The sequence below is a fragment of the Thermotoga petrophila RKU-1 genome, from assembly GCF_000016785.1.
Classification (GTDB): Bacteria; Thermotogota; Thermotogae; order Thermotogales; family Thermotogaceae; genus Thermotoga; species Thermotoga petrophila.
On the sequence record NC_009486.1, the window covers coordinates 352,810 to 377,541 of the forward strand.

Here is a 24,732-nt window from a genome sequence, read left to right on the forward strand (position 1 = left end):
ATCACTCAGCACCCCCGTTTTTTCTGAGAAGGCCTTTAGCGATGAGGTACTTGTTTATTGCGTTTATGTAAGCTATCGCAGAGGCTTCCACTATGTCCGTGGAGACACCCCTTCCACTGTAGAGTTCACCGTTTATTCTCAACGTGAGTTTGACCTCTCCCTGTGCGTTCTTTCCAGTTCCAACCGCCTGAATTATGTACTCCTCGAGCTTCGGTTGAATACCGAGCGCTTTGTCTATAGCCTTGAAGATAGCATCCACTGGACCGTTTCCTGCCTCTGCTGCTTCTTTCTTTTCATCTCCAACCTGAAGCACGACCGCCGCGGTTGGAAGCAGCGTGTTTCCGGTGTGTACATGGAAGTGAACGAGCTTGTAACCGTTGATGGGCTCCCTCAAAACTTCCGAGACGATCGAGAAAAGATCATCGTCGTAAACCTCTTTCTTTCTGTCGGCGAGTTCTGTGAACTTCTCGAACACTTTCTGGAAGGTCTCTTCGTCGAGTTTGATGCCGTAGCTCTCCAGCTTCTTTCTGAGGGCGTGCTTTCCGGAGTGTCTTCCAAGCACGAGCGTCTCGGAAGACCTGCCGATATCGGATGGTTTCATGATCTCGTAGGTCTCCCTGTGTTTCAGCACACCATCCTGGTGTATACCCGACTCGTGAAGGAACACGTTCTCTCCCACTATGGGTTTGTTTCTGGACGGGATGAGCCCCGTTATATGTGTGAGGAGCCTGGAAGCGGGGTATATGAGCTCTGTCTTTATACCCGTCTCGTAGGGAAGTTTGTCTTTCCTCACCTTGAGGATCATCACGAACTCTTCCAGGGCACAGTTTCCTGCCCTCTCTCCGATACCGTTCAGAGTCACTTCGACCTGGGTGGCTCCGTTCTGAACGGCAGCGAGGGAGTTCGCCACAGCGAGTCCAAGATCGTTGTGACAGTGCACAGAAAGATCGACATTCTCTATACCGGGCACACCCTCTCTCAAGGTCTTTATGAGTTCTCCAAACTCATCGGGAAGGGCGTACCCCACCGTGTCCGGAACATTGATCGTTGTGGCTCCGGCTTCGATCGCCGTCTTGTAGGCTTCTATCAAAAAGGGAACCTCCGTTCTCGAAGCGTCTTCCGCCGAGAACTCCACAAGGTCGAAAAACTGTTTTGCGTAGCCGACGTATCTTCTGATCCTCTCGAGGATTTCCTCTTTCTCCATTCTCAGTTTGTATTTTCTGTGAATCGGAGAGGTCGCTATGAAAACGTGTATCATACGTTTGTCTTTTGGTCGATCCTTGAGAGCCTCGTACACCGCGTCTATGTCCTTTTCAACACACCTTGCGAGTCCCACCACTATGGGTTTCTGAACGGCGCTCGCAACTCTTTTTACAGCTTCAAACTGCACGGGAGATGAAACGGGAAACCCAGCCTCGATGAGATCGACACCGAGATCCTCTAACATGAGTGCCATTTCTACTTTTTCCTCAACCGACATCGAAGCCCCTGGGGATTGCTCTCCATCCCTCAACGTTGTATCGAAGATCTTAATTCTCCTCATCGTTTCTCATCTCCTCTTCATCCCTGTGAAGCTTGTACTCTAAGGATTCGAGAAGAGCGGTCCAGGAAGCCTCTATGATGTTTGGTGAGACACCCACAGTTCCCCACCTTCTCTTTCCATCGCTGGACTCTATGAGAACCCGTGTTGTCGCTCTGGTACCCGCCTGCTCGTTCAGGATTCTCACCTTGTAGTCTGTGAGTTTCGTGTCTTTCAAAGACGGATAGAATTTTTCGAGGGCCTTTCTCACCGCTCTGTCGAGCGCTTCTACCGGTCCTTCTCCTTCTGCTGCGGTGTGTTCAAAGGGTTCGTCGTGTCCCAGTTTTTTTGCAACTTCGTCCGGGACTCTGACCTTCACGGTTGCTTCGGAGAAACTCTCCTCATCCCTGTTCTTTATGGTCATCACGGTGAAGCCGAGAAACTCAAAGTACTTCTTTCTTTTCCCGAGCATATCCCTGACAAGGAGTTCAAAAGATGCTTCCGCTCCTTCGAAATGGTATCCCTGCGCTTCCAATTCCTTGATCTTTTCGAGAATCTCCCTGACCTTGGGCGATGATTCATCTACTTCGAATCCCATTTCTCTTATCTTCTCCAGCACGTTGCTCTTACCGGAAAGCTCTGAGATGGATATGATCCTTCTGTTTCCCACAAGCTCTGGGTTGATGTGCTCGTAAGTCCTTGGATCGCGTTTTATAGCGGAAACATGAACTCCTCCCTTGTGTGCGAAGGCGTAATCACCCACGTAAGGCATGTTCTCGATGTGAGGTCTTCCGGAGAGTTCCGCCACGAGGTGTGCCACATCGAAGAGTTTCTTCAAGTTCTCTCTTGGTATAACCTCGAGCCCCATCTTGAGGACGAGATTTGGGATCACCGAGCAAAGATTCGCGTTTCCACATCTCTCCCCAAGTCCGTTTATGGTTCCCTGAACGTGCACAGCTCCTTTTCTCACGGCCACAAGTGTGTTCGCCACCGCCACATCCGAATCGTTGTGAGCGTGTATACCGAGCGGAGCTTTCACGTGTTTTTTCACATCTTCGATGATCTCCTCGATCTCGTGGGGAAGCGTTCCCCCGTTCGTATCGGCAAGAACAAGACAATCAGCACCCGCTTCCTCTGCCACCTTCAGGGTCTTGAGGGCGTATTCTCTGTTCGCCTTGTACCCATCGAAGAAGTGTTCCGCGTCGTATATCACTTCATCGGCGAATCTTTTGAGATATGAAACTGTGTCGTATATCATCTTCAGATTCTCCTCGAGCGTTGTTCGCAGAGCTTTCTCCACGTGAAGATCCCAGCTCTTTCCAAAGATCGTGTAAACAGGTGTTTCCGCTTTTATGAGGGTCTGAATGTTCGCGTCTTCTTCTATTTTTACGTCGGGCCTTCTTGTGGAACTGAAGGCCGCCACTTTCAGATTCTTGAAGTTCATACCTTTTACAGCTTCAAAAAACGCTATATCCTTCGGGTTGGAGCCAGGCCAACCCCCTTCAAGATAGTGAACACCGAGGTCATCGAGTGCCTCGGCAATTCTGATCTTATCTTCGAGTGAGAAAGAAACTCCAAAGGCCTGCGCACCGTCCCTGAGCGTTGTATCGTAGACCTTTATACTCAAAAGACCACCTCCTCAGGGCTTCCTGAAGATTGCCCCCTTGCTCGCCGACTGTACGAAGAATGCGTACCTTCTCAGGTAATCGCTGTCCACTTCTTTCACCAGAGGCGTGAACTCTTTCATTCTTCTTTCGAACTCTTCGTCTGAGATCAAGAGATTCAGGGTTCTCTTTTCAAAATCTATCTCGATGAGGTCCCCGTCTTTCACGATACCTATAGGACCGCCTTCTGCCGCTTCTGGAGAAACGTGACCTATCACGGCACCGTGCGATCCACCCGAGAACCTACCGTCTGTGATGAGAGCCACGTCCTCCGCAAGGCCCATCCCCACGATGGCGGAGGTGGGTGAGAGCATCTCTCTCATCCCGGGACCGCCCTTCGGCCCTTCGTAGCGGATCACAACCACATCTCCTTTTTTGATCTTTCCAGATAGAATGGCTTTTGTCGCCTCTTCTCCGTCTTCAAAGACGACGGCCGGGCCAACGTGGTGCATCATCTTCTCGGGAACACCGGAGAGTTTGGCAACCGCTCCTTCTGGAGCGAGGTTCCCGAAGAGGATACCGAGTCCGCCCTCTTTGTGGTACGGATTATCGAAGGGCCTGATCACATCTTCATTCAGGATCTTAGCCTCTCTGACGAGATCTCCAATCTTTCTCAAATAGATGGTCATGGCGTCTTCCTTCAAAAGACCATTTTCCTGGAGACGTTTCATCACAGCGTAGATACCACCAGCATCGTCGAGATCCTGGATGTGGTACGGACCAACGGGAGAGATGTTGCAGATGTGAGGAATCTTCCTGCTGAGTTCGTCAAAGAGCTTTATATCGAAATCTATTCCAAAACTCTCGGCTATCGCCTTCAAATGCAGAACTGTGTTCGTGGAACCTCCCGTTGCGAGGTCCACCATGACAGCGTTCATGAAAGAGTCCAGAGTGACGATATCCCTTGGTTTTACATCTCTTTTCACGAGTTCCACAACGAGCATCCCCGCTTCTTTCGCCATTCTCAACCTCTTCGCGTGGACGGCCGGTACAGTCCCATTCCCCCTCGGTGCAATTCCGAGAGCTTCCGCCAGAGAGTTCATCGTGTTCGCGGTGAACAATCCAGCACACGAACCGGCACCGGGACACGCGAGGTCTTCTATCGCTTTGAGCGTTTCTTCATCGACTTTTCCCACTTTGTATCCACCAACCGCTTCGAAGACGGTGATGAGATCGATGTCTCTGCCGTTGTAGCGACCTGCGAGCATGGGACCGCCGGATATCAGAACGGACGGGATGTTCAATCTTCCCATGGCCATCATCATGCCGGGTGTGATCTTGTCGCAGTTGGGGACGAAGACCAAACCATCGAAGGGGAAACCGCTTGCAACGATCTCTATGGAGTCCGCTATGAGTTCCCTCGAGGGCAAGGAAAACTTCATCCCCCTGTGATCCATTGCTATTCCGTCACAGATCCCGATCGTTGGAAAGACGAAGGGAACTCCCCCGGCCATTCTCACACCGGCTTTCACCGCTTCAACGACCTTGTCAAGGTGGACATGGCCGGGAATGATCTCGTTCCACGAGGACACTATGCCGATGAAAGGCCTTCGCATTTCGTCGTCCGTTATTCCGAGCGCTTTCAAAAGTGATCTATGGGGAGCCCTTTCGAGACCTTTCTTTATCACATCACTCCTCATCCACGTTCCTCTCCTTGAGCCAAGGCATCATTTTTCTGAGTTCTTTTCCTACTTTTTCTATGAGATGCTCTGATTCTTTCTTTCTCATGGTGTAGAAGTAGGGTCTTCCCGCCTGATTTTCGAGTATCCAGTCCTTGGCGAACTTTCCCGTCTGAATGTCCTTGAGCATCTGCTTCATGTTCTCCCTCACTTCTTTTGTAACGATCTTTTCCTGACTGATGTAGTCACCGTACTCCGCGGTGTTGCTGACGGAGTATCTCATGAAAGAGAGACCACCCTCGTAGATGAGGTCAACGATGAGCTTGAGCTCATTGAGACACTCAAAGTAAGCTATTTCCGGTTGATAACCCGCCTCCACAAGAGTTTCGAAACCAGCTTTTATGAGAGCCGTTACTCCACCACAGAGGACCGCCTGCTCTCCAAACAAATCCGTTTCCGTCTCTTCCTTGAAGGTCGTCTCTATCACACCCGCCCTTGTCACACCGATACCTTTGGCATAAGCGAGCGCTATATCTTTGGCTTTACCGGTGTAGTCCTGATAGACCGCTACGAGAGCCGGCACACCCCTTCCTTCGACGTATTCTCTTCTCACGATGTGACCAGGGCTCTTCGGAGCGATCATCGTCACATCCACGTTCTTCGGAGGTATGATCTGGTGATAGTGGATGTTGAACCCGTGGGCGAACATCAGCATCTTACCCTCGGTGAGGTGTTTTTCTATGTATTTTTTGTAGATCTCCGGCTGGTTCTCATCTGGGATGAGCATCATGATGATGTCGGCCTCTTTTGCCGCTTCTTCTATTGCTTTCACGGTGAGACCCTGTTCCTCCGCCTTCTTCCAGCTCTTGCTTCCCTCTCTCAATCCGACCACAACGTTGAGACCGCTGTCTTTCAGATTCAACGCGTGCGCATGCCCCTGACTTCCGTACCCTATGATCGCGATCTTTTTGTCCCTGATCAGTTCGAGATCCGCGTCTTTGTCATAATAAATCACTGCCATCAGAATCCCTCCCCTTCTTTTACATTCCATCTGTTCATGGCCACGATACCTGTTCTCGCTATTTCTTCCACCTGCTTCTGAGGAAGAAGATTTATGAAAGCCTCCACTTTGCTTCTCGCACCAGTGATCTCTATGATCGCACCTTCTCTGGAAACATCGATGATCTTACCCCTGAATATCTCGACGAGCTGGAAGATCTCCTGTTTGTCCTCATCGAACCTCACCTTGATCAGAGCCATTTCTCTTTCCACGCGGTTCTCCGGAAGGGGATCGATGGGAGTTACCTTCACAACCTCCACGAGTTTGTAGGCCTGTTTTTCTATCTGTTCTATCGTTTTATCGTCGCCCTTCACCATTATGACGAGCCTAGAAAGACCCGGAGTTTCCGATTCTCCAACGGTGATACTGCTGATGTTGAACCCCCTTCTGGCGAACAGGTTCGCCACCTTCCTCATTACACCGGGTTTATTGTGAACGAGCATGGACACAAGATGCTCTCGAATCTGGTCCGTCATCTTTCATCACCTCTCCTGCTCTCTTCGATGACCTTCAGAACTCTTTCCACGAAGGTTTCGTCGTATGGGGCTTCAATGAGCGGTGTTCCCACGTCTCCTCCCGGTGGTACCATCGGAAGAACGTTCTCGGCGGGATCAACGACGGCGTGAATGAGCATCGGCTCTTTGGATTTTGCGAGTTTCTCGATCGCTTCATCGACCTGATCGGGCTTTTCTATTCTCATTGCTTTTATACCAACAGCTTCCGCTATCTTCGCGAAATCCGGGTTGTCAGACAGAATGGTGGCAGAGTATCTGCAGTTGAAAAAGAGCTGCTGCCACTGTCTCACCATTCCCAGCGCTTTGTTGTCCATCACGATGATCTTCACAGGAAGGTTGTACCTTTTTATCGTCATGAGCTCCTGTATGTTCATCTGGAAACCACCGTCTCCAGCGAAGACTACAACTTCTCTGTCAGGAACTCCTATTTTGGCTCCTATCCCGGCAGGAAGGGCATATCCCATCGTTCCAAGTCCTCCGGAACACAGGAAAGACCTCTGATGTTTGAATTTGTAGAACTGTGCAACCCACATCTGGTTCTGTCCCACATCCGCAACGACCACCGTGTCATCTGGAAAGACTTTGTTCACCTTTTCCACAACGTACTGAGGTTTTATGAGCTTCCCATCCCTCTTGTAGGTGAGCGGGTACTTTTTCTTTATCTCCTGGAGCTCTTCGACCCAGTCTGAGAAGTCCGTCTCGATTTCGTATTTCAAGAATTCCTGTAGGACACTCTTCAGATCACCGACTATGGGCACGTCTACCCTTACGTTCTTCCCGATCTCGGCGGGATCTATGTCAACGTGGACTATCTTGGCGTTCTTTGCGAATGTCCTGGGATTTCCGAGGATCCTGTCGCTGAATCTCACACCGAGGGCGATGACAAGATCCGCGTTGGCCACAGCGTAGTTTCCATAGTAAGTACCGTGCATTCCTATTCCTTCGTAGTAAAGCTTCTCGTCGGAAGGATTCACACCGCGTCCCATGAGCGTGCTGACAGCGGGAACCTTGAATTTGTCGATGAACTGGTTTACGAGATCCATTGCACCGGAAAGATTCGCTCCACCACCTACAATGACAACGGGGCGCTTCGATTCTTTCAAGAGTTCAACCGCTTTCTTTATCTGTTTGGGATGACCTTTCACCGTGGGTTTGTATCCCGGAATTTCCACCGTATCAGGATAGTTGAATTCCCCCTCGGCAGTTTGTATATCCTTTGGGAAGTCCAGAAGGACAGGTCCCGGCCTTCCCGTTGTGGCAACGTAGAACATTTCTTTTATCGCGTAAGGAAGTTCTTCTATACTCGTAACGAGGTGGTTGTGCTTGGTGATGGGCATGGTGATTCCCGTGACATCCACTTCCTGAAAGGCGTCTGTTCCTATGAAAGAGGTGGGAACCTGACCGGTGATCACCACGATCGGAATCGAATCCATGTAGGCGGTGGCTATGCCTGTGACCGTGTTCGTGGCACCTGGCCCGGAAGTGACGATGACCACTCCGGGCTTTCCCGTGACCCTCGCGTAACCATCTGCCGCGTGTGTGGCTCCCTGCTCGTGTCTGAAGAGATAGAATTTTATCTTATCTTCGTAATTGCAGAGTTCGTCGTATACGTTGATGATTGCACCACCAGGGATACCGAAAATCGTATCGACTCCCTCTTTCAGAAGGGCTTCAAATAACATCTTTGAACCTTTCATCTTCACGTGAACCACTCCTCTCGGAGGTTGAATGATTATACCAGATCTGGAATAATAAATAAATCAAGAGGGGTTTTTAGGAATGGTATATCACTCGCTTTAAAATGTCAAGTTGTTGAATCGAATTTTTTGTTAGAAGTAGCATTTTTATCATGAAAATGTAAAATTTAGGATAAGATGCGAACATATCGATCCTTTAAAATGTTCACAAACTCTTCCCAGGGAGTGAGAAAAGTGCGGGTAGGAATCGCGGGGCTTGGAACTGTGGGCGGCAGTATATATCGCATACTGAAAGAAAGAGGAAATGAAATAGAAAAAAGAGTCGGTGAAAAGTTCATCATTTCAAAGGTGATAAATCGCTCTCCTAAAAAATACGAACTACTCGGTGTGTCGAAAGAGGAGATAGCTTTCGATTTCGATGATCTCATCTTGAACAGCGACGTGGTTGTGGAAGCAATAGGTGGGACAGACGTGGCGGTCGATCTCGTACGACGTGCTTTGGAGCTGGGGAGAATCGTGGTAACCCCAAACAAGAATCTCATCTCCGAGTACGGCAATGAATTCTTAGAGTACATAAAGAAACGAAAGCTTTTCTTCGAGGCATCTGTGGGTGGGGGTATTCCCATAATATCTCTCCTTCAGGATTATCTGATCTTTCAGAAAGTCACAAGGATACGTGGAATAATGAACGGAACAACGAATTACATCCTCACGGAGATGAGCAAGGGAAGATCTTTCGAAGAAGTTTTGAAAGAGGCTCAGGATCTTGGCTACGCTGAGGCTGACCCTACAAACGACATCGAAGGTTACGACGTGGCGTACAAGGTTTCCGTTCTGGCCGGTGTGGTAACGGGAAGGTTCCCGGGCATAGACAGCGTGCAGTTTGAAGGCATAACCAGAATAGATCCGGAGTATCTCAAGGAGATCGTTCGCTCTGGAAGAAAGCTGAAGCTGATCGGAGAACTCGACTTTGCGACAAACAGATACGAGGTGCGTTTGAGAGAAGTGACACCAGAGGATCCGTTCTTCAACGTGGACGGTGTGGACAACGCGATAGAAGTTTCAACCGATCTCGCTGGAGATTTCCTTTTGAAGGGAAGGGGAGCGGGTGGATATCCCACCGCCAGCGCCGTGATAGCGGATCTCTTCAGAGTGGCGAAGTACAAAGTTCTCGTCGGTGCCGAGAAGTTCTCAGTTGTGGTGATGAAGTTCGGTGGAGCCGCCATCTCCGATGTGGAAAAACTCGAGAAGGTGGCCGAGAAGATCATAAAGAGGAAGAAGAGCGGTGTGAAACCCGTTGTCGTACTTTCCGCTATGGGAGACACCACAGATCACCTGATAGAACTCGCAAAGACAATCGACGAAAACCCTGATCCGAGAGAACTCGACCTCCTTCTTTCGACAGGAGAGATACAGAGCGTGGCTCTCATGAGTATCGCACTCAGAAAGAGAGGTTACAAATCGATTTCCTTCACTGGAAATCAACTGAGGATCATAACCGACAAACGTTACGGATCGGCAAGGATCATCGATATCAACACGGATATCATTTCGAGGTATTTGAAACAAGATTTCATACCTGTCGTCGCCGGGTTTCAGGGTATAACCGAGACGGGGGACATCACCACCCTCGGGAGGGGTGGATCGGATCTCACAGCGATCGCTCTCGCTTACTCACTGGGAGCGGATCTGTGTGAACTCTACAAAGACGTGGACGGGGTGTACACGGCGGATCCCAGGATCGTAAAGAACGCGCGGGTGATAAAAGAGCTCTCCTGGGAAGAGATGATCGAGCTTTCAAGACACGGTGCCCAGGTGCTGCAGGCAAGAGCGGCAGAATTCGCGAGAAAGTACGGTGTCAAGGTTCTCATAAAGAACGCACACAAGGAGACTCGTGGAACTCTCATATGGGAGGGGACAAAAGTGGAGAATCCAATCGTCAGGGCGGTTACCTTTGAAGATGGTATGGCGAAGGTTGTTCTGAAGGATGTACCGGACAAACCCGGTGTCGCAGCACGGATTATGAGAACTCTCTCACAGATGGGAGTGAACATCGACATGATCATACAGGGAATGAAAAATGGAGAGTACAACACTGTAGCATTCATCGTTCCAGAATCCCAGCTTGGAAAACTCGACATCGACCTTTTGAAAACAAGAAGCGACGCAAAAGAAATCATCATTGAAAAAGGACTCGCAAAGGTCTCCATCGTAGGGGTGAACCTCACCTCAACACCTGAAATCTCCGCCACTCTCTTTGAAACACTGGCGAACGAGGGGATCAACATCGATATGATCAGTGCATCGAACAGCAGGATCTCTGTGATCATAGACGGGAAATACGTGGAGGATGCCGTGAAGGCGATCCACAGCAGATTCGAACTGGACAGGGAGTGATGAAATTGGGAATACTCGAAAAGTACAGAGAATTTCTTCCCGTAACAGACAAAACCCCCATGCTCTCTTTGAATGAAGGGAACACTCCTCTCATACCCCTCGTGAACATGAGCAGGGAACTCGGAATAAACATCTACGTAAAATACGAAGGGGCCAATCCGACGGGGTCCTTCAAAGACAGAGGAATGGTCGTTGCCGTCGCAAAGGCACTGGAAGAAGGCTCGAAAGCCATCATGTGCGCTTCAACGGGGAACACCTCCGCATCCGCTGCCGCGTACGCCGCAAGGGCAGGAATAAAGGCGATCGTTCTGATACCAGAAGGGAAGATCGCACTCGGAAAGCTGGCTCAGGCGATGATATACGGCGCCGTGGTGCTTCAGGTGAGAGGGAATTTCGACAAGTGTCTGGAACTGGTCAAGGAGATCACATCCAAATATCCCATCACACTCGTGAACAGTATCAATCCCTACAGACTCGAAGGTCAGAAAACGGCCGCTTTTGAGATAGTCGACGAGCTCGGAGATGCACCGGACTACCACTTCATCCCCGTGGGAAACGCGGGCAACATCTCCGCTTACTGGATGGGATACAAGGAGTATTATCAGCATGGGTTCTCCACCAAACTGCCGAAGATGATGGGATTCCAGGCGGAAGGGGCCGCCCCCATAGTTCGCGGTCATCCCATAGAAAACCCGGAGACGGTCGCCACTGCAATAAGGATCGGTAACCCCGCGAACTGGGAAAAAGCGGTCCGGGCACGCGATGAATCGGGTGGAGACATCGACATGGTGAGCGACGAAGAAATACTGCGCGCACAGAGACTCTTGGCTCAGAAAGAAGGGATCTTCTGTGAGCCCGCATCCGCTGCATCGATAGCGGGGCTTTTGAAGAAGCACAGACAGGGAATCTTCAGGGGTGGAGAGATCGTTGTGTGTACCCTCACAGGGAACGGTTTGAAAGATCCGAACATCGTCATCTCACAGCTTGAACCCCCAAGGATCATAGAAGGAAGAGTAGAAGAGATTCTGGAGGTACTCGACATATGAAGGTCCTGGTACCGGCCACAACGACCAATCTCGGAGCGGGATTCGACGTCTTTGGACTCGCGCTGGATCTTTTCAACGAAGTGGAGTTTTCTTTCGATACAAAAGAGACAACCATAGAAAGTACTGGAAAATACGCTTCGGATTTGAAGGACCACAATCTGTTTTTCGAAGTCTTCAGGTTCTTTGAGAGAAAAACCGGGTACAGAGTTCCGCCAGTCAGGATCAAGCAGACATGCAACATCCCTGTATCGAGCGGTCTTGGATCGAGCGCCGCTGTGATCGTCGCGGCACTCCACATTGCGAACGAAGGAACGGGCAGAAATCTTTCACGGGAAGATCTTATGAAACTCGCTGTGGAGCTGGAAGGACACCCTGACAACGTTGTACCCGCTTTCACAGGGGGGCTTGTGGTCTGTTATCAAAACGGAAGTCATCTTGATTTTGAAAAGTTCGAGATCGATCTTTCTCTCACATTTTTCGTTCCAAACTTTTCGATGTGCACGAACGAGATGAGAAAGATCCTTCCGGAGAAGGTCCCTTTCGAAGATGCGGTCTTCAACATAAAGAATTCATGCCAGTTCCTTGCAAAGATCGCAGCTGGAAAGATCAAAGAGGCTCTGAAATACGTGGGAGATCGACTTCACCAGAACTACAGGATAAACGGCAATAAGAAGATGAAAGAGTTTGTGGAAGCCATCTTATCAAAAAATCCCGAGTACTGGTTTGTGAGCGGATCCGGTCCTTCTGTTTGTTCCAATATAAATGACTTTGAAGGGATTCCCTATCTCAAGGACGTTCTGAAGCTGAGGGTGAACAACAGGGGGATGATAGTTTCAGAATAGGGGGTGTATCGATGGGGGCAGTGGTTGTAAAGGATCTGAGAAAAAGAATTGGAAAGAAAGAGATCCTGAAGGGAATTTCTTTTGAGATCGAAGAAGGAGAGATCTTTGGTCTCATAGGACCGAACGGTGCGGGAAAGACCACCACACTCAGGATCATCTCCACGCTGATCAAGCCTTCCTCCGGAATCGTCACCGTATTTGGAAAGAACGTTGTTGAAGAACCACACGAAGTGAGAAAGCTGATCAGCTACCTTCCCGAAGAAGCGGGCGCCTACAGGAACATGCAGGGAATCGAATACCTGAGATTCGTTGCGGGTTTCTACGCTTCCAGCTCAAGCGAGATAGAAGAGATGGTCGAACGGGCAACGGAGATCGCCGGTCTCGGTGAAAAGATAAAAGACAGAGTCTCAACCTACAGCAAAGGTATGGTGAGAAAACTCCTCATAGCGAGGGCTTTGATGGTGAATCCTCGTCTCGCCATCCTCGACGAATCCACCTCCGGCCTCGATGTCCTCAACGCAAGAGAAGTGAGAAAGATATTGAAACAGGCATCTCAGGAAGGTCTCACCATACTGGTCTCTTCTCACAACATGCTCGAAGTGGAATTCCTCTGTGATCGAATAGCGCTGATTCACAACGGAACGATTGTGGAAACGGGAACCGTTGAAGAACTCAAGGAAAGGTACAAAGCACAGAACATCGAAGAGGTCTTCGAGGAGGTGGTGAAATGTTCGGAAAACTTCTGAAGAAAGAGATAAAAGAACTTCTCAATCTGGGAGCAATTGTCTCTGTCATTGTGGTGGCTGTTCTGTACGGTTCACTGGGCAACGTGTTCAAAAGCACCGTAGAGAAATCCACTGTTGGTCAGAAGGTGGCGATCGTGAGGGAAGACACAGGAACGATCGCCGAACTCGCAGAAAAAGCACTCGGCAATATGGTGGATATCGTGTACGCAGGAAGTGATCTGAAAGAAGCGGAAGAAGCTGTGAAGAAGGAAAAGGCTCCTGCGATCATTGTGATACCCAAAGGTTTTTCTCAAAGCTTGGAATCAGGTGAAAAAGCGCGGTTGGAAATTGTGTGGTACCTGAGAGGAACCGGCCTGTCAGAAGCGGTCTCCACGGGTACGATCTCATCCCTGATCGAATCCCTCAAGGTGCAGCTTGCTTCATTCTTACTGAACGATCCGAAAAAAGCCCAGCTTCTGTTCGATCCACTCGAGATCGTTCAACACACCTACTTGAGGGGAAGCCTCTTCAAAAATCACTCACCAGAAGCGATAATGAACGTCTTCTACTCTCAAAACATAATGATTCCCATTCTCATCATGATGCTGATAGTCATGTCAGGATCTTCCCTCATCTCTTCACTCGCGATGGAGAAAGAGAACAAGACCCTCGAGACACTCCTCACGATGCCCGTGAAGCGAGAACACATCGCACTCGCAAAGATCGTGGGAAGTGCGATCGTTGGTCTGATCCTTGCGGGAATATACATGGCAGGCTTTTACAGCTATATGAATTCTCTGACGCAGAATGTTCAGGGAATGGGGTTGAACTTTAAGGCTGTGGATTTCCTGCTGATGGGGTCGAGTCTCTTTCTTTCCATCTTAGCTGGCCTTTCTCTCTGTATGCTACTCGGTATGATGGCAAAAGACTAAAGAAGCGCTCAGCTTCTCACGTTTCCCATTTCGATACTCGCACTGGTTCCGATGATAGCGAACATGATAATGGATTTTTCGAACCTTCCAGGAGTTCTCAAAGTGATCGTTTTCCTGATTCCTTTCTCCCATCCCATAATGTCTCCAAAGCTGGCTTTCTATGGAGACTACGGTCTCATTGTTTCAGGAATTCTGTACCTTCTCATCTTTTCGATTGTCACCACAGTTTTTGTGTTCAGAATATTCAACTCAGATTACGTTGTTCTCGGATGGCAAAGAGAGAAAAGGCTGAAATTCTTCTCACGCTGAACCTTTGACAGCAGTATAGACGTTCAAATGAACCTTCATGTCGAAAGCCTCCGGTATGATGCGCTCTGGTTCTGGTTCACACGAGCGAGCGATGGCTTCCACGGCGGAGAGAAGCATGTTCTTTGTGATCTTCGATCTTTTTTCCACAGCTCCTTTCATAATGCCGGGGAAAGCGAGGAGGTTATTCACCTGGTTTGGATGATCTGACCTTCCCGTTGCAACGATGAAGGCACCCGCTTCCCTTGCGAGTTCTGGATCTATCTCGGGAACAGGATTCGCGAGGGCGAATATCACAGGTTTTCTGTTCATCTTCCTTATCCACTCTGGTTTGAGGATGTTCCCCCTCGAAACACCTATGAAGAAATCAGCCCCTTCCAGGGCCGTTTCAAGATCGCCCGATAGTCCTTCTGGATTGGTGGTACGTGCGATTTCGAGGTGGTACTCGTTCAAACAGGTCTCCGGATTCTTTTCGTTGAGGATACCTTTTCTGTCGACAGCTACAACGTTTTTTACACCAAGATCGAGTAGAAATTTCACGATGTTGTAGCCAGCGGCTCCTATGCCGTTCACAACCACCTTTACTTCTTCGATCTTTTTCCCCGTGAGTTTCAGTGCGTTGAGAAAAGCCGCGGACACCACAACGGCGGTTCCCTGCTGGTCGTCGTGGAAAACAGGAATGTTCATCTCTTCCGAGAGGCGCTGAAGGATTCGAAAACACTTCGGCGCTCCTATGTCCTCGAGGTTTATGCCGCCAAAGCTCGGCTCTAAACTCTTCACAATGGAGATTATTTTTTCCTCATCCGATTCAGAGAGACAGATGGGAAAGGCGTCGAGATCGGCGAAAGCCTTGAAAAGAAAGGCTTTCCCCTCCATCACTGGAAGGGCACCGTAAGGCCCTATGTCACCGAGTCCCAGAACGGCGCTTCCGTCTGAAACAACGGCAACTGTGTTCCATCTTGAGGTGTAAACGTAGGTCTTTTCTGGATCCTCAGCGCAGATTTTGGCAACGTCCGCGACACCGGGTGTGTAGAGCAGAGATAGCGTCTCCCTATCAACCTTCTCAACAGGAAGGGCAGTTCTTATCTTTCCCTTCAGAAATCTGTGTATCTCGAGCGCATCCATATCTCTCACTCCTTGAAAATCGTGTTCCCACTGCTGTCGATCGCCACGATGAGGGGAAAATCCTCCACTTCTATCTCGTAGATCGCTTCGGGCCCGAGGTCTTCAAAGGCCAAAACTCTCGATTTCTTCACCCTTTTCGAGAGGGCAGCGGCCGTGCCGCTTGGGGTAACGAAATAAACCCTCTTCCACTTCTTACAGGCCTCTATCGCCTTTTTTGAACGCTTTCCCTTCCCTATCGTTGCGATGGCTCCCAATTTGAAAAGCATCTCCAGGTAGTCGTCCATTCGAGCACTCGTGGTGGGTCCTATGGCACCCACGGGCTTTCCAGACGGCGTTTTGGCGGGACCCGCGTAAAAGACAATTTGACCCCTGAGATCCACCGGTGGTTCTTCTCCTCTATCAACGATTTCTTTCAAGCGTCTTTGAGCCTGATCTCTCATCACGATGAGCTTACCGGAGTAACGAATTTCCTGACCGGCTTTCAGATCTTCAATCCTCAAAAGTCACTTTCCCCCTTCTGCAGAGGTAGCAATCCACCGAGACGGCAACCGGCAGGGTGGCGATATGGGTCGGAAAATGTTCTATGTGAACAGAGTAAACAGTGATACCCTTTCCGAGACCTTGAAAGCCTATTCCGAGAAAGTTGAGTTCCTTTTCAAGTTCCTTTTCGAGCCCTGCGTACTTTGGATCTTTGTTTCTCTCTTTGAAGCTCTTCGTAAGCGCTAACTTCGAGAGGAGAAGGGCCTTATCGGCTGTTCCTCCGATTCCGATACCCACGTGAAGCGGCGGGCAGGCCTTTGCTCCGTGTTCTTTGATGTGCTCGATAACGAATTCTTTGACTTTCTCCACATCCGAGGTGGGAGTCATCATACGAAGAACCGTGAGATTTTCACTGCCTCCACCTTTCACCAGAAATCTGATCTCAAGGGATTTTCCCTTCACCTGGAAGATGTGGACGATTGCGGGAGTGTTCGTTCCAGTGTTGATTCTTTCAAAGAGTGGATCGGTGACGATCGAATAACGAAAAGGATACTCGCTGTACACCTCTCCAACGGCTCTGTTCAGAGTTTCCTCAATGGGTTCTTCCAGTTTTACCTCGTGACCGATGAAGACGAAGAATTCCACTATCCCTGTGTCCTGACAGAGTGGAAGTTTTTCCTCTTTGGAAACGCGGTAGTTTTCCTTTATTATATCTGAAAAGGGACCTTCGTACCGCTCGATGATTTCTTCTACCTCTGGATTGATCTTTATGTTGGCATCAATGATAGCCTTCTTGATCTTTTCGGAAATAACATGTTTGTTTATCAAAGCTCTTCACCTCAAGGAAGATTATATCACTGAAGGAGGGGGAATATGAGAATTGTTGTGAATTTGAAACCTGAGGAAATCCCAAAGCACTGGTACAACGTACTCGCAGATCTTCCGTTCAAACTCGATCCGCCGCTGGACCCCGAAACGAAACAACCCATTTCACCCGAGAAGCTCTCTGTTATCTTCCCCATGAGTTTGATCGAACAGGAGGTCTCAGAAGAGCGTTTCATCGAAATACCCGAGCCCGTTCTGAAAGAATACGCCGTTTACAGACCCACTCCCCTCATCAGAGCCACTTTCTTAGAAGAGTACCTCCAGACTCCGGCGAGGATCTACTACAAGTACGAAGGAGTGAGCCCCACTGGAAGCCACAAGCCGAACACAGCCATCGCCCAGGCCTACTACAACAAGATAGAAGGGGTCAAAAGGCTCGTCACAGAAACGGGGGCGGGACAATGGGGTAGCGCTCTCTCATATGCCGGCGCCAAGTTCGGATTGGAAGTAAAAGTGTTCATGGTGAAGATCAGCTACCAGCAAAAACCGATGAGAAAATACATGATGAACCTCTTCGGAGGAAAGGTAACTCCAAGCCCCAGTGAAGAAACGAACTTCGGAAAGAAGATCCTGAGTGAAGATCCAGACAATCCAGGTAGTCTTGGCATCGCCATCAGTGAAGCACTGGAAGTGGCCGTGTCTGATCCGAACACGAAGTACTCCCTCGGAAGCGTATTGAACCATGTTCTGCTCCACCAGACGGTTATAGGCCTCGAAATCAAGAAACAGCTCGAACTCATAGGTGAAAAACCAGACATCTTACTGGGATGTCACGGAGGAGGATCGAATTTTGGAGGAACGATACTTCCCTTCGTTCCAGACAAACTTTCCGGAAGGGATATCAGGTTCGTCGCCTGCGAGCCCGCCGCGTGTCCATCCTTGACGAAAGGGAATTACGATTACGATTTCGGAGACACCGCGGGACTCACACCTCTGCTGAAAATGTACACCCTTGGAAAGGACTTCATTCCTCCGAAGATACACGCGGGAGGTCTCAGATACCACGGCTCCGCTCCGATAATCGCAAGACTCGTGAAAGAAGGACTTGTGGAGGCACAGGCTTTCGATCAGGACGAGACGTTTGAGGCAGCGAAGATCTTCGCAAAGCTCGAAGGAATAATTCCCGCCCCGGAATCCGCTCACGCCATCGCAGGAGCCATAAGGGAAGCAAAGAAAGCGAAAGAAGAAGGAAAAGAACGTGTGATAGTATTCACTCTGAGCGGCCACGGTCTGCTCGATCTCACAGCGTACGTGTGAGGAGGTAAAACACGTGAAGAAGAAACTGCTGTTCTCCATATGGCTGAACGCCATCATAACGCTCTCTGAAGTGGTCGGCGGCTTGATATCCGGGAGTCTCGCCCTTCTGGGCGACTCCCTTCATAATTTTTCCGATACCATGAGCCTTCTCGGAAGCTTCATCGCGATGAAGATCAGCGAGAAACCGAAGAACAAAAAGTACACCTTCGGCTACAGAAGAAGCGAAATCATTGTGGCTTTCTTGAACTCCGTATCCATCTTCGTTGTTTCAACACTCGTTGTCATCGAAGCGGTGAAAAGATTGGTAAACCCCGCCACCGTTCACACGTCGGTGCTTCTCCTCGTCTCCTCGATAGGTCTCACTGCCAACTTCTTTTCTGTCATCCTTCTTCACACCCACAGCAAAGAAAGTATGAACGTTCGATCTGCGTACCTGCATCTCATCGCAGACACCCTGTCCTCGATCCTTGTGGTTCTTGGGGCTGTTTTCATGAGGGTCTGGAAAATATACTGGCTCGACCCTGTTCTCGCCTTCGTTATAGCCTTATACATGTTCAAAGAAGCCTATGAGATAGTGAAGGAGTCTCTTGAAATTCTCATGGAAGCTTCACCGAACCTGGACTTTGAGAAAATAAAGGAGGAAATTGAAAAAATAGAAGGTGTGAGGAACGCCCACCATTTTCACGCCTGGAGAGTGGGAGAGAAAGAAATCCACTTCGAGTGTCACGTTGAAGTGGACAACATGGAACTGAAAGACGCCCAGAAGATCATAGACGAAATAGAAAAAAGATTGAAAAAATACGGGATAACCCACACCACCGTTCAGCTCGAATGTGAAAGATGCAGCAAAGAGATGATCTGCAGTTAGAGTTTCAAAACGGGTTCTTCTTTCAAAAGCCTCCTGTCGCTGGTGAATAGTACAACCTGTCTGGTCTTGGACACCTCTTTCAGTTCCTGCCAGAGTAGGTCTATCTTCTCATCGTCCAGATCGACAAAAGTGTTGTCCACAACAAGGGGACTCTCAACCTCCAGAACACGACTTATAAACCTCTTCATCTGAAAACTCAGGAGTTTCAAAGCGGAGGTGTTCAACACATCGACAACCTTTTTTTCTTCGGGAACGTTGATCGTCACCATCAGATCCGGAGAAACCTTGAAAACCTGATTTTCCTTGAAGAACCTTCTGTAAACATCCGTCAACTCTACTGCCAGATCCCTTGTGTAACCCCTCAACAGTTCCTCGTGTTCTTTTTTGATCCGATCCTTAAACTCGGGAATGTAACCAATGGCCCGCTCAAAAATCTCGAGTTCAACCTTCTTCCTGAAAAGCGCTTCCAGAACATCGAAAGGTTCTTCGAGAGGTGAAACCACGAGTTTCTCCAGTTCACTTTCTATCTGTTCCACTTCTCTTTTGAGTTCTTCTATTCTCGCGTTTGATCTGCTCGATTCTATCTCTTCTTTTTCTTTCATGAAGTTAGCGATTTCTTTTTCCAGTGAATCTCTGGTTTTCCTCAGATTTGCACGTCTTTCCAGAAGGTCTCTCAACACCTTCAATTCATCTTCGCTGTCGACTCCTATTTCCTTCAGCGTGTTTTTCAGTACTTCTTCCTGCTCTCTGGAGTACTCCTGCAGTTCTTCCAGATTCTTTTTCTTGGCAGATAGAGAAGCCTCAACGGAGCTTTTCAAAATCAGAAGTTCTCTCATCTGTTCTTCCACGTTTTCAACCGCCTTTCGTGGTTCACTTCCGTACTTCGAAAGAAACGGTATTCTTTCGAAGACCTTCTTCACGATCTGATCCCTCAAAAATTTTTCGAGTTCTTCGATGTTATCAACACCTGCGGTTTCCTTCAGCTTGCTCACGATCTGGTTCTTTCTCTCGATCAACGACCTCTTTTGCGTCGAAAGATTCATGAGCTCACTTTCAAGTTCAAACAATTTCCTTCTCAACCTGTAATAGTTCCACATGGAAACCACGGAGGCACCTGTTCCTGCCAGTGTCAGATAGAAGAACAGGTATCCCGACTTGAGAAAGGCAAAGATGATGGAAACCAGTGCAAAGGTCAGGAAAACGGCAACAAAAATCCTGAAAATAGAAAGTGTTTTGTCGAAGCGCTTCATGTCGTCACCTGTATTTTCGATCTTTGCCTGAGTTTCTTCGAGTTTTTCATCTATTTCCCTGAGAGGCTCTCTGAGATGACCTATTATCTCGTTCAGCTTTGCTTTCTGTTCGTTTTCCACCAATTCTATCTGTAACTTCATGTTCTCCAACTTGAGTTTCAGTTCTTCAAGACTGCTGACGGAGAAGTCTTTCATGATCGTCTTCAGTCTTTCTTCCGTATCTTTCGATTTTTCCTCGAGTGATTCTATCTCTTTTTCCAGTTCTTTACCGCGCTCTCTCAAATAATCCAGTTTCTGGGCAATCTCGATCGCTTCACGAACTTTTTCTTCGGAAACCGCTGTTTTCCTTTCGATCTCCTCGAGTTCTTTTTCAACACGGAGAAGCTCCGCTTTCATCTCATTGATTCTGGCTTCGATAGAAGACAATCTCTCAGACTTTTCACTCTCGAATCTATTGATCTCTTCCTCCAGAAGTCTTCTCTTCTCCTGAAGATCCCGCGAAAGCTCTTTCTTTCTCTTCAAAACCAGAAGGAGCGATCGTCTTTTTTCTTTCCAGGCCTCAACTCTCTCTTTCAGGTTTGAGATCTCAGCCTCCAGTTCTTTCGTCTTCTTCATCAAGACAGAGAAATCCTCGTTCAATATCCTTTCAAGTTCCACTGCTTCGGGTCTGTTTCTGTAGCTTTCCATAAGGAAGGAAGCGACCTTTTTCGAACCGTTGAGGGTGTTGTCCACTCCCTCCGATATGAAAGAAGTGAAGGAAAACAGTTCGGGATCCAGTCTTCCCTGACCGAATTCCACCCTTCCCTCACTCGTCTCGAGATATCCCCCAAACCTGTTCGAAAACCATGGCCTGTAGTTCTCAAGTTCGGGAAGCTCTCCCGTGAGGCAGTATCTTATAAAATTCGCAAGGGTGGTTTTTCCAGCTGCGTTCCCTCCGAAGATGATGTTCAACCCGCTTTTCAGGGGGAAAGAAAAATTCTCGAATTTTCCAAACCCTTCAACGTGTACACGCTCTATTTTCATGTTTCATCCCCCGTTTCGATTTCTTCCAGCAGCAATGCATCAAGCTTTGGCCGGTTTTTCTTTTTCAAGATTTTACCAACGAACTTTACGCTTCTTCTGTTCTTTATTCTCTCAACTTCCCTATCCCAGAAGATCCCTTTCAAAAGGGTAAAAGATTCCTCGGGAACTTCCATCAATTCGTCGAAAACGCTTATTTCTTCGAGCTTCACTCTGAAACTTGAAAGATCTATTCTTTCGAATCTTTCACCATCGTACACGAGGCATTCACATTTTTCAGAGAGGGGAGAAGACGTGAACTCAGGGTAGGAAAAATCCAGCCTTCGTTCAACAGAAACATCGAGATAATCCACGATCTCATCCAGAACAATCGAATTCTGAGGAATATAGTCCTTTATGAATTTTTCAGCGATGATAGGATCCACCTCTTCTGAAAAGAGGTTTATAAACACAAACACTCCTTCAAATGTCCTCAAGACGTGGTTCAAAAGTTCAAGTTTTGCGCTGTCCAGTTCTTTCCGAAAAAACAACCAGCCCCCCGGGTAGTCGAAAAACCTCAAACCTTTGATCAAAATGTACTTCATTTCACCCCTCCTTTTTCAAGGGTTTTTCAAGAAAATTTAAGGCGTTCTTTTTGATCGTTTCAAGAGGATGTTACGGAGATCGGTTAAATTCTAACTTGCGTGTCCCTCATCCCCCCGATCCCCCCTGACCCGATGAAGACAAGACACAAAGTATGGGAGGGACGAAAGTCCCTCCTTGTGTTTTTATTTAGGTATGTAAAGCTTCAAATCACGCTCGATGTTGTCTATTCTGGTCTGCTGCACCTGAACGATCTTCGTGGGATGGTAGGTTGTACCAACCCCGAAAACGAGCAGGAACACCCTGTTTGGAATCCCCACTATTAAGGTGGCGTCTCGTGGTATTACAATATCGTATTCTGTGGAGATCTTCGGTTTTTTGTAGTAGAAGAACCTGTAAGGTGAAAGACCTGGCTTCACATCCCTTGAAAAGAGTACTTCATTTCCGTCCTTGACGGTGATCCACACGGGATCGTTCCCTATGACAAAGATCCTCATGTATCCAGTCGTGGGATCGTCTTCGATCTCAGAAAATATCCTTTCAAAATCCACGCTGGCTTTTTCAAAGTATTCGTACGCAGTTATATAGCGACTGATAATGGAATTGGGTTTCAGAAGTTCCTCTACCACCTTCAGTCGTTCCTCGTAACTCTTCAGTGTAGATTGAAACTGTTTTTCCACTTCGTCCATCCTGGCTTCAAGCTTCTTCAAAAAATAGAAATTGAAAACAGACAGCACGAAGAAGAGTAAAATAGCGATGACTATCAAAGAAGCGAAAAACGTTACGAGACTGTCTTTTTTCATCTTCGATCACCCTAATCCAGAAATCATTCTCTTCACCTTCTGAACCGTGTTGTCAACTTTCTTTGTGTTCACACCGAGCTCTTTCGCTATCTCGCTGTATGAGCATCCATCAAGCCATCTGAGAAAGATCTCTTTTTCTTTTTCATTCAATAGTTCAAGGACTGTTTCTAAAATTATGCCAGAAAATGCGCTTCTGGCAACATCGGTCTCGCTATCGGGCACTTCAAAAGGTGCGTCATCTTCCTCTTTTTCCATACCATCCACGTTCACAGCGTCTGAGAGCATCCTGTTCTTCTTTCTGTTCAGATAAGTGAGAAAGGACTTTATCTCGGAGTCAACACTCCTCCATGCAAAAGACGTGAAAGAGCTTTTGGTTTTATCGTAATAGAAAATCGCCTTTATCAATCCCACAAGGCCGTTTTGAACTATATCTTCGTGTTCGGCCCAGCTCGCAAAATACTGGGAAGCGATCTTAACAACCATAGGGTAATACTTCTCAACAATGAGGTCGATGGCTTCTTTGAATCCTGCCTGCGCGTACTCAACGAGTTCTTCAACTCTCTTACTTCTCAGTCTGTATTTCAGCATTCTATCCGAGAGACCTCGGATCCAGAGCGTCTCTCAACGCGTCACCAACGAAGTTGAAAGAAAGCACGGTGATGAAGATGAAGATACCGGGTATGAGAAGCCAGGGGTACTTCGTCATGTAGGTGACGTTCTGAGCCTGTGCGAGCATGAGCCCCCAGCTTGCATCGGGTTCTCTTATACCGAGACCCAGAAAGCTGAGACTCGCCTCCCCCAGGATGTATCCGGGTATTGCAAGAGTGGCGGCAACTATCAAATAGCTCGTCGTGTTTGGAAGAACGTGACGAAAGAGGATCTTCGTGTCTGGAAAGCCGAGCGCCTTTGCTGCCTCCACGAACTCCCGTTGCTTTATGGAAAGCACCATTCCCCTTATCACCCTGGCTCTGCCCGCCCATCCGATGAAAGAGAGTATGAAGACAAGCAAGATGTACACCTGTGTGGATGGGATGTCCAGGGGAAGCAACGACCTCAAAAGGATCAGAAGGTAGAATCCCGGAAGCGACATGATGATCTCGGAGAACCTCATCATGAATTCGTCCACGAGTCCACCGTAGTATCCGGAGATTCCGCCAAAGATCAAAGAGAGCGCAAAGGTGATGAACATTCCTATGAAACCAATGGAAAGGGAGATCCTCGAAGCAAACACGAGCCTGCTCCAGATGTCTCTACCGTACTGATCCGCACCCATTATGTAGAATCTCACGTATTCGTTGTTGTCATAATTGTCCACACCGAAGAGGTGGTACCTGAAGGGTATGAGCCAAAAAAGATAACCGAGTCTGTGCTTTCTGTCACCACCCCAAGATTTGATGAACCATTTTACCGGATACGTTTTGTAATCGTAATCGACCACCTTTCCTGTGATCATCTCAATGTCTTCACCTTTTTTCACGAGGATCATGTTGAGCTTCTCTTTTATGACGACCTTTTCGATCTCATCGGGGGAATTCAGGCCAAGTCTGAAACCGTATTTCCCAAAGTACGTGTCTTTCGCGGCTTCGGAAGAGGTTTCTATATCTGCCTCTCCTTTCGTTAGAACCTTTTCGTCGTATCCGAACAGAAGGTAATCAACCACTTTCGTTGTTGAACCGGCGTATTTCATGGTGCCGTCCTTTGGAACGATGTAATACTCTTCGTCCAGCATGAAAGAGAATCCCGTTACACCGTCTTTTCCGATTTCGTACTCAACCTGTGTTCCGAAAACATCGAGAACGAGCCTTTTCGGGAAGAGCATTTCGTAGAATTTTCTCTCGAAAGTTGCTTTGTCCACGTAGCTTATCGTGGGAAGCACGTAGGCACCCACTCGTTCTCCCTTGTACTCCCTGTGTATCTTCGTGGGAGGAGCGAAGGAATGCTTGAGAGACTGTTCGTAGGGATGGTGCGGGGAGAGAAAATCCGCGAACAACGCCATGAGATAGAGGACGATCAGAACGTACAGCCCGAACATTCCGAGTTTGTTTCTTTTGAAGGCTCTCCAGACGAGTTCCCTCCTGGAAAGGACCCTTTCCTTAAACTCTATTTCCCCGTTCTCTATCATCGTCTTTTCCTCAGCCAT

General features: G+C 48.3%; 22 protein-coding genes. 8 read left to right on the forward strand and 14 right to left on the reverse strand.

All coding sequences use genetic code 11. From position 1 onward, the window contains the following. Position 1: 1 nt before the first annotated feature. From leuA to ilvB, 6 genes are read right to left on the reverse strand one after another with little or no spacing between them, the layout of a single operon-like run. Positions 2–1,543 carry a 2-isopropylmalate synthase gene (gene leuA / locus TPET_RS01845; protein WP_011943028.1) on the reverse strand — a complete coding sequence of 514 codons (1,542 nt, stop codon included), beginning with the start codon at positions 1,541–1,543 and terminating at the stop codon, positions 2–4. Continuing rightward, on the reverse strand, positions 1,530–3,146 hold the full coding sequence (cimA, locus tag TPET_RS01850; RefSeq protein ID WP_011943029.1) for a citramalate synthase: 1,617 nt from the start codon (positions 3,144–3,146) through the stop codon (positions 1,530–1,532). Before cimA ends, leuA begins: the two co-directional genes overlap by 14 nt. A 12-nt stretch (positions 3,147–3,158) precedes the next feature. Further along, entirely contained in the window at positions 3,159–4,823 is a 1,665-nt protein-coding gene (gene ilvD, locus TPET_RS01855) for a dihydroxy-acid dehydratase (protein WP_011943030.1), read from the reverse strand. Further along, entirely contained in the window at positions 4,813–5,823 is a 1,011-nt protein-coding gene (gene ilvC, locus TPET_RS01860; protein WP_011943031.1) for a ketol-acid reductoisomerase, read from the reverse strand. Before ilvC ends, ilvD begins: the two co-directional genes overlap by 11 nt. Beyond that, positions 5,823–6,338 carry an acetolactate synthase small subunit gene (gene ilvN / locus TPET_RS01865; protein ID WP_004081340.1) on the reverse strand — a complete coding sequence of 172 codons (516 nt, stop codon included), beginning with the start codon at positions 6,336–6,338 and terminating at the stop codon, positions 5,823–5,825. The genes ilvC and ilvN overlap by 1 nt, the downstream gene beginning before the upstream one ends. Continuing rightward, the gene (ilvB, locus tag TPET_RS01870; RefSeq protein ID WP_011943032.1) at positions 6,335–8,080 is read right to left on the reverse strand and encodes a biosynthetic-type acetolactate synthase large subunit; all 1,746 of its coding nucleotides are present in this window, start codon (positions 8,078–8,080) and stop codon (positions 6,335–6,337) included. Before ilvB ends, ilvN begins: the two co-directional genes overlap by 4 nt. Before the next feature lie 228 nt (positions 8,081–8,308). Between ilvB and TPET_RS01875 the strand changes: the two genes are divergently transcribed. The 6 genes from TPET_RS01875 (at position 8,309) to TPET_RS09570 (ending at position 14,325) form a co-directional block, all read left to right on the forward strand. Next, positions 8,309–10,471 carry an aspartate kinase gene (locus tag TPET_RS01875; RefSeq protein WP_048810850.1) on the forward strand — a complete coding sequence of 721 codons (2,163 nt, stop codon included), beginning with the start codon at positions 8,309–8,311 and terminating at the stop codon, positions 10,469–10,471. Then, entirely contained in the window at positions 10,471–11,517 is a 1,047-nt protein-coding gene (gene thrC / locus TPET_RS01880) for a threonine synthase (protein ID WP_011943034.1), read from the forward strand. Before TPET_RS01875 ends, thrC begins: the two co-directional genes overlap by 1 nt. Beyond that, positions 11,514–12,359 (forward strand): homoserine kinase, encoded by an 846-nt coding sequence (thrB, locus tag TPET_RS01885; RefSeq protein ID WP_011943035.1) that lies wholly within the window; start codon positions 11,514–11,516, stop codon positions 12,357–12,359. The genes thrC and thrB overlap by 4 nt, the downstream gene beginning before the upstream one ends. A gap of 11 nt (positions 12,360–12,370) precedes the next feature. Next, positions 12,371–13,105: an ABC transporter ATP-binding protein gene (locus TPET_RS01890; RefSeq protein ID WP_011943036.1), complete on the forward strand. Its 735-nt coding sequence runs from the start codon at positions 12,371–12,373 to the stop codon at positions 13,103–13,105. Further along, complete coding sequence (locus TPET_RS01895; RefSeq protein ID WP_238374312.1) at positions 13,087–14,016, forward strand: ABC transporter permease; 930 nt, start codon at positions 13,087–13,089, stop codon at positions 14,014–14,016. Before TPET_RS01890 ends, TPET_RS01895 begins: the two co-directional genes overlap by 19 nt. Before the next feature lie 102 nt (positions 14,017–14,118). Continuing rightward, positions 14,119–14,325, forward strand: coding sequence for a hypothetical protein (locus TPET_RS09570; protein WP_238374313.1), 207 nt, complete (start codon positions 14,119–14,121; stop codon positions 14,323–14,325). Here TPET_RS09570 and TPET_RS01900 read toward each other — a convergent pair. From TPET_RS01900 to TPET_RS01910, 3 genes are read right to left on the reverse strand one after another with little or no spacing between them, the layout of a single operon-like run. After that, on the reverse strand, positions 14,317–15,447 hold the full coding sequence (locus TPET_RS01900; protein WP_011943037.1) for an NAD(P)-dependent malic enzyme: 1,131 nt from the start codon (positions 15,445–15,447) through the stop codon (positions 14,317–14,319). The two genes, TPET_RS09570 and TPET_RS01900, sit on opposite strands and share 9 nt — an antisense overlap. A gap of 5 nt (positions 15,448–15,452) precedes the next feature. Further along, positions 15,453–15,947, reverse strand: a complete 495-nt coding sequence (locus TPET_RS01905; protein ID WP_011943038.1) for a FumA C-terminus/TtdB family hydratase beta subunit — start codon at positions 15,945–15,947, stop codon at positions 15,453–15,455. Beyond that, positions 15,937–16,755, reverse strand: coding sequence for a fumarate hydratase (locus tag TPET_RS01910; protein ID WP_011943039.1), 819 nt, complete (start codon positions 16,753–16,755; stop codon positions 15,937–15,939). The genes TPET_RS01905 and TPET_RS01910 overlap by 11 nt, the downstream gene beginning before the upstream one ends. 45 nt (positions 16,756–16,800) lie before the next feature. Between TPET_RS01910 and TPET_RS01915 the strand changes: the two genes are divergently transcribed. Together TPET_RS01915 and TPET_RS01920 are read left to right on the forward strand one after the other, a co-directional pair. Next, on the forward strand, positions 16,801–18,069 hold the full coding sequence (locus tag TPET_RS01915; RefSeq protein ID WP_011943040.1) for a TrpB-like pyridoxal phosphate-dependent enzyme: 1,269 nt from the start codon (positions 16,801–16,803) through the stop codon (positions 18,067–18,069). A gap of 13 nt (positions 18,070–18,082) precedes the next feature. Then, complete coding sequence (locus TPET_RS01920; RefSeq protein ID WP_011943041.1) at positions 18,083–18,937, forward strand: cation diffusion facilitator family transporter; 855 nt, start codon at positions 18,083–18,085, stop codon at positions 18,935–18,937. Here the strand turns inward: TPET_RS01920 and TPET_RS01925 are convergent. The 5 genes from TPET_RS01925 to TPET_RS01945 form a co-directional block, all read right to left on the reverse strand. Then, positions 18,934–21,210, reverse strand: a complete 2,277-nt coding sequence (locus tag TPET_RS01925; protein WP_011943042.1) for an ATP-binding protein — start codon at positions 21,208–21,210, stop codon at positions 18,934–18,936. The two genes, TPET_RS01920 and TPET_RS01925, sit on opposite strands and share 4 nt — an antisense overlap. Beyond that, positions 21,207–21,791 carry a hypothetical protein gene (locus TPET_RS01930; protein WP_008192247.1) on the reverse strand — a complete coding sequence of 195 codons (585 nt, stop codon included), beginning with the start codon at positions 21,789–21,791 and terminating at the stop codon, positions 21,207–21,209. The genes TPET_RS01925 and TPET_RS01930 overlap by 4 nt, the downstream gene beginning before the upstream one ends. Positions 21,792–21,974: 183 nt before the next feature. Continuing rightward, positions 21,975–22,592, reverse strand: coding sequence for a hypothetical protein (locus TPET_RS01935; protein WP_008192245.1), 618 nt, complete (start codon positions 22,590–22,592; stop codon positions 21,975–21,977). 6 nt (positions 22,593–22,598) lie between these two features. Beyond that, positions 22,599–23,180: a sigma-70 family RNA polymerase sigma factor gene (locus TPET_RS01940; RefSeq protein ID WP_004081373.1), complete on the reverse strand. Its 582-nt coding sequence runs from the start codon at positions 23,178–23,180 to the stop codon at positions 22,599–22,601. A 1-nt stretch (position 23,181) separates the two neighbouring features. After that, a complete protein-coding gene (locus tag TPET_RS01945) occupies positions 23,182–24,732 on the reverse strand; it encodes an ABC transporter permease (RefSeq protein ID WP_011943043.1) in 1,551 nt (516 codons plus the stop codon).

Coding starts and splice junctions, on each gene's coding strand:
- leuA (WP_011943028.1), bottom strand. CDS start 1,543: ATGAGGAGAATTAAGATCTTCGATACAACGTTGAGGGATGGAGAGCAA.
- ilvD (WP_011943030.1), bottom strand. CDS start 4,823: ATGAGGAGTGATGTGATAAAGAAAGGTCTCGAAAGGGCTCCCCATAGA.
- ilvC (WP_011943031.1), bottom strand. CDS start 5,823: ATGGCAGTGATTTATTATGACAAAGACGCGGATCTCGAACTGATCAGG.
- ilvN (WP_004081340.1), bottom strand. CDS start 6,338: ATGACGGACCAGATTCGAGAGCATCTTGTGTCCATGCTCGTTCACAAT.
- thrC (WP_011943034.1), top strand. CDS start 10,471: ATGAAATTGGGAATACTCGAAAAGTACAGAGAATTTCTTCCCGTAACA.
- thrB (WP_011943035.1), top strand. CDS start 11,514: ATGAAGGTCCTGGTACCGGCCACAACGACCAATCTCGGAGCGGGATTC.
- TPET_RS01890 (WP_011943036.1), top strand. CDS start 12,371: ATGGGGGCAGTGGTTGTAAAGGATCTGAGAAAAAGAATTGGAAAGAAA.
- TPET_RS01895 (WP_238374312.1), top strand. CDS start 13,087: ATGTTCGGAAAACTTCTGAAGAAAGAGATAAAAGAACTTCTCAATCTG.
- TPET_RS01900 (WP_011943037.1), bottom strand. CDS start 15,447: ATGGATGCGCTCGAGATACACAGATTTCTGAAGGGAAAGATAAGAACT.
- TPET_RS01915 (WP_011943040.1), top strand. CDS start 16,801: ATGAGAATTGTTGTGAATTTGAAACCTGAGGAAATCCCAAAGCACTGG.
- TPET_RS01925 (WP_011943042.1), bottom strand. CDS start 21,210: ATGAAAATAGAGCGTGTACACGTTGAAGGGTTTGGAAAATTCGAGAAT.
- TPET_RS01930 (WP_008192247.1), bottom strand. CDS start 21,791: ATGAAGTACATTTTGATCAAAGGTTTGAGGTTTTTCGACTACCCGGGG.
- TPET_RS01935 (WP_008192245.1), bottom strand. CDS start 22,592: ATGAAAAAAGACAGTCTCGTAACGTTTTTCGCTTCTTTGATAGTCATC.
- TPET_RS01940 (WP_004081373.1), bottom strand. CDS start 23,180: ATGCTGAAATACAGACTGAGAAGTAAGAGAGTTGAAGAACTCGTTGAG.
- TPET_RS01945 (WP_011943043.1), bottom strand. CDS start 24,732: ATGGCTGAGGAAAAGACGATGATAGAGAACGGGGAAATAGAGTTTAAG.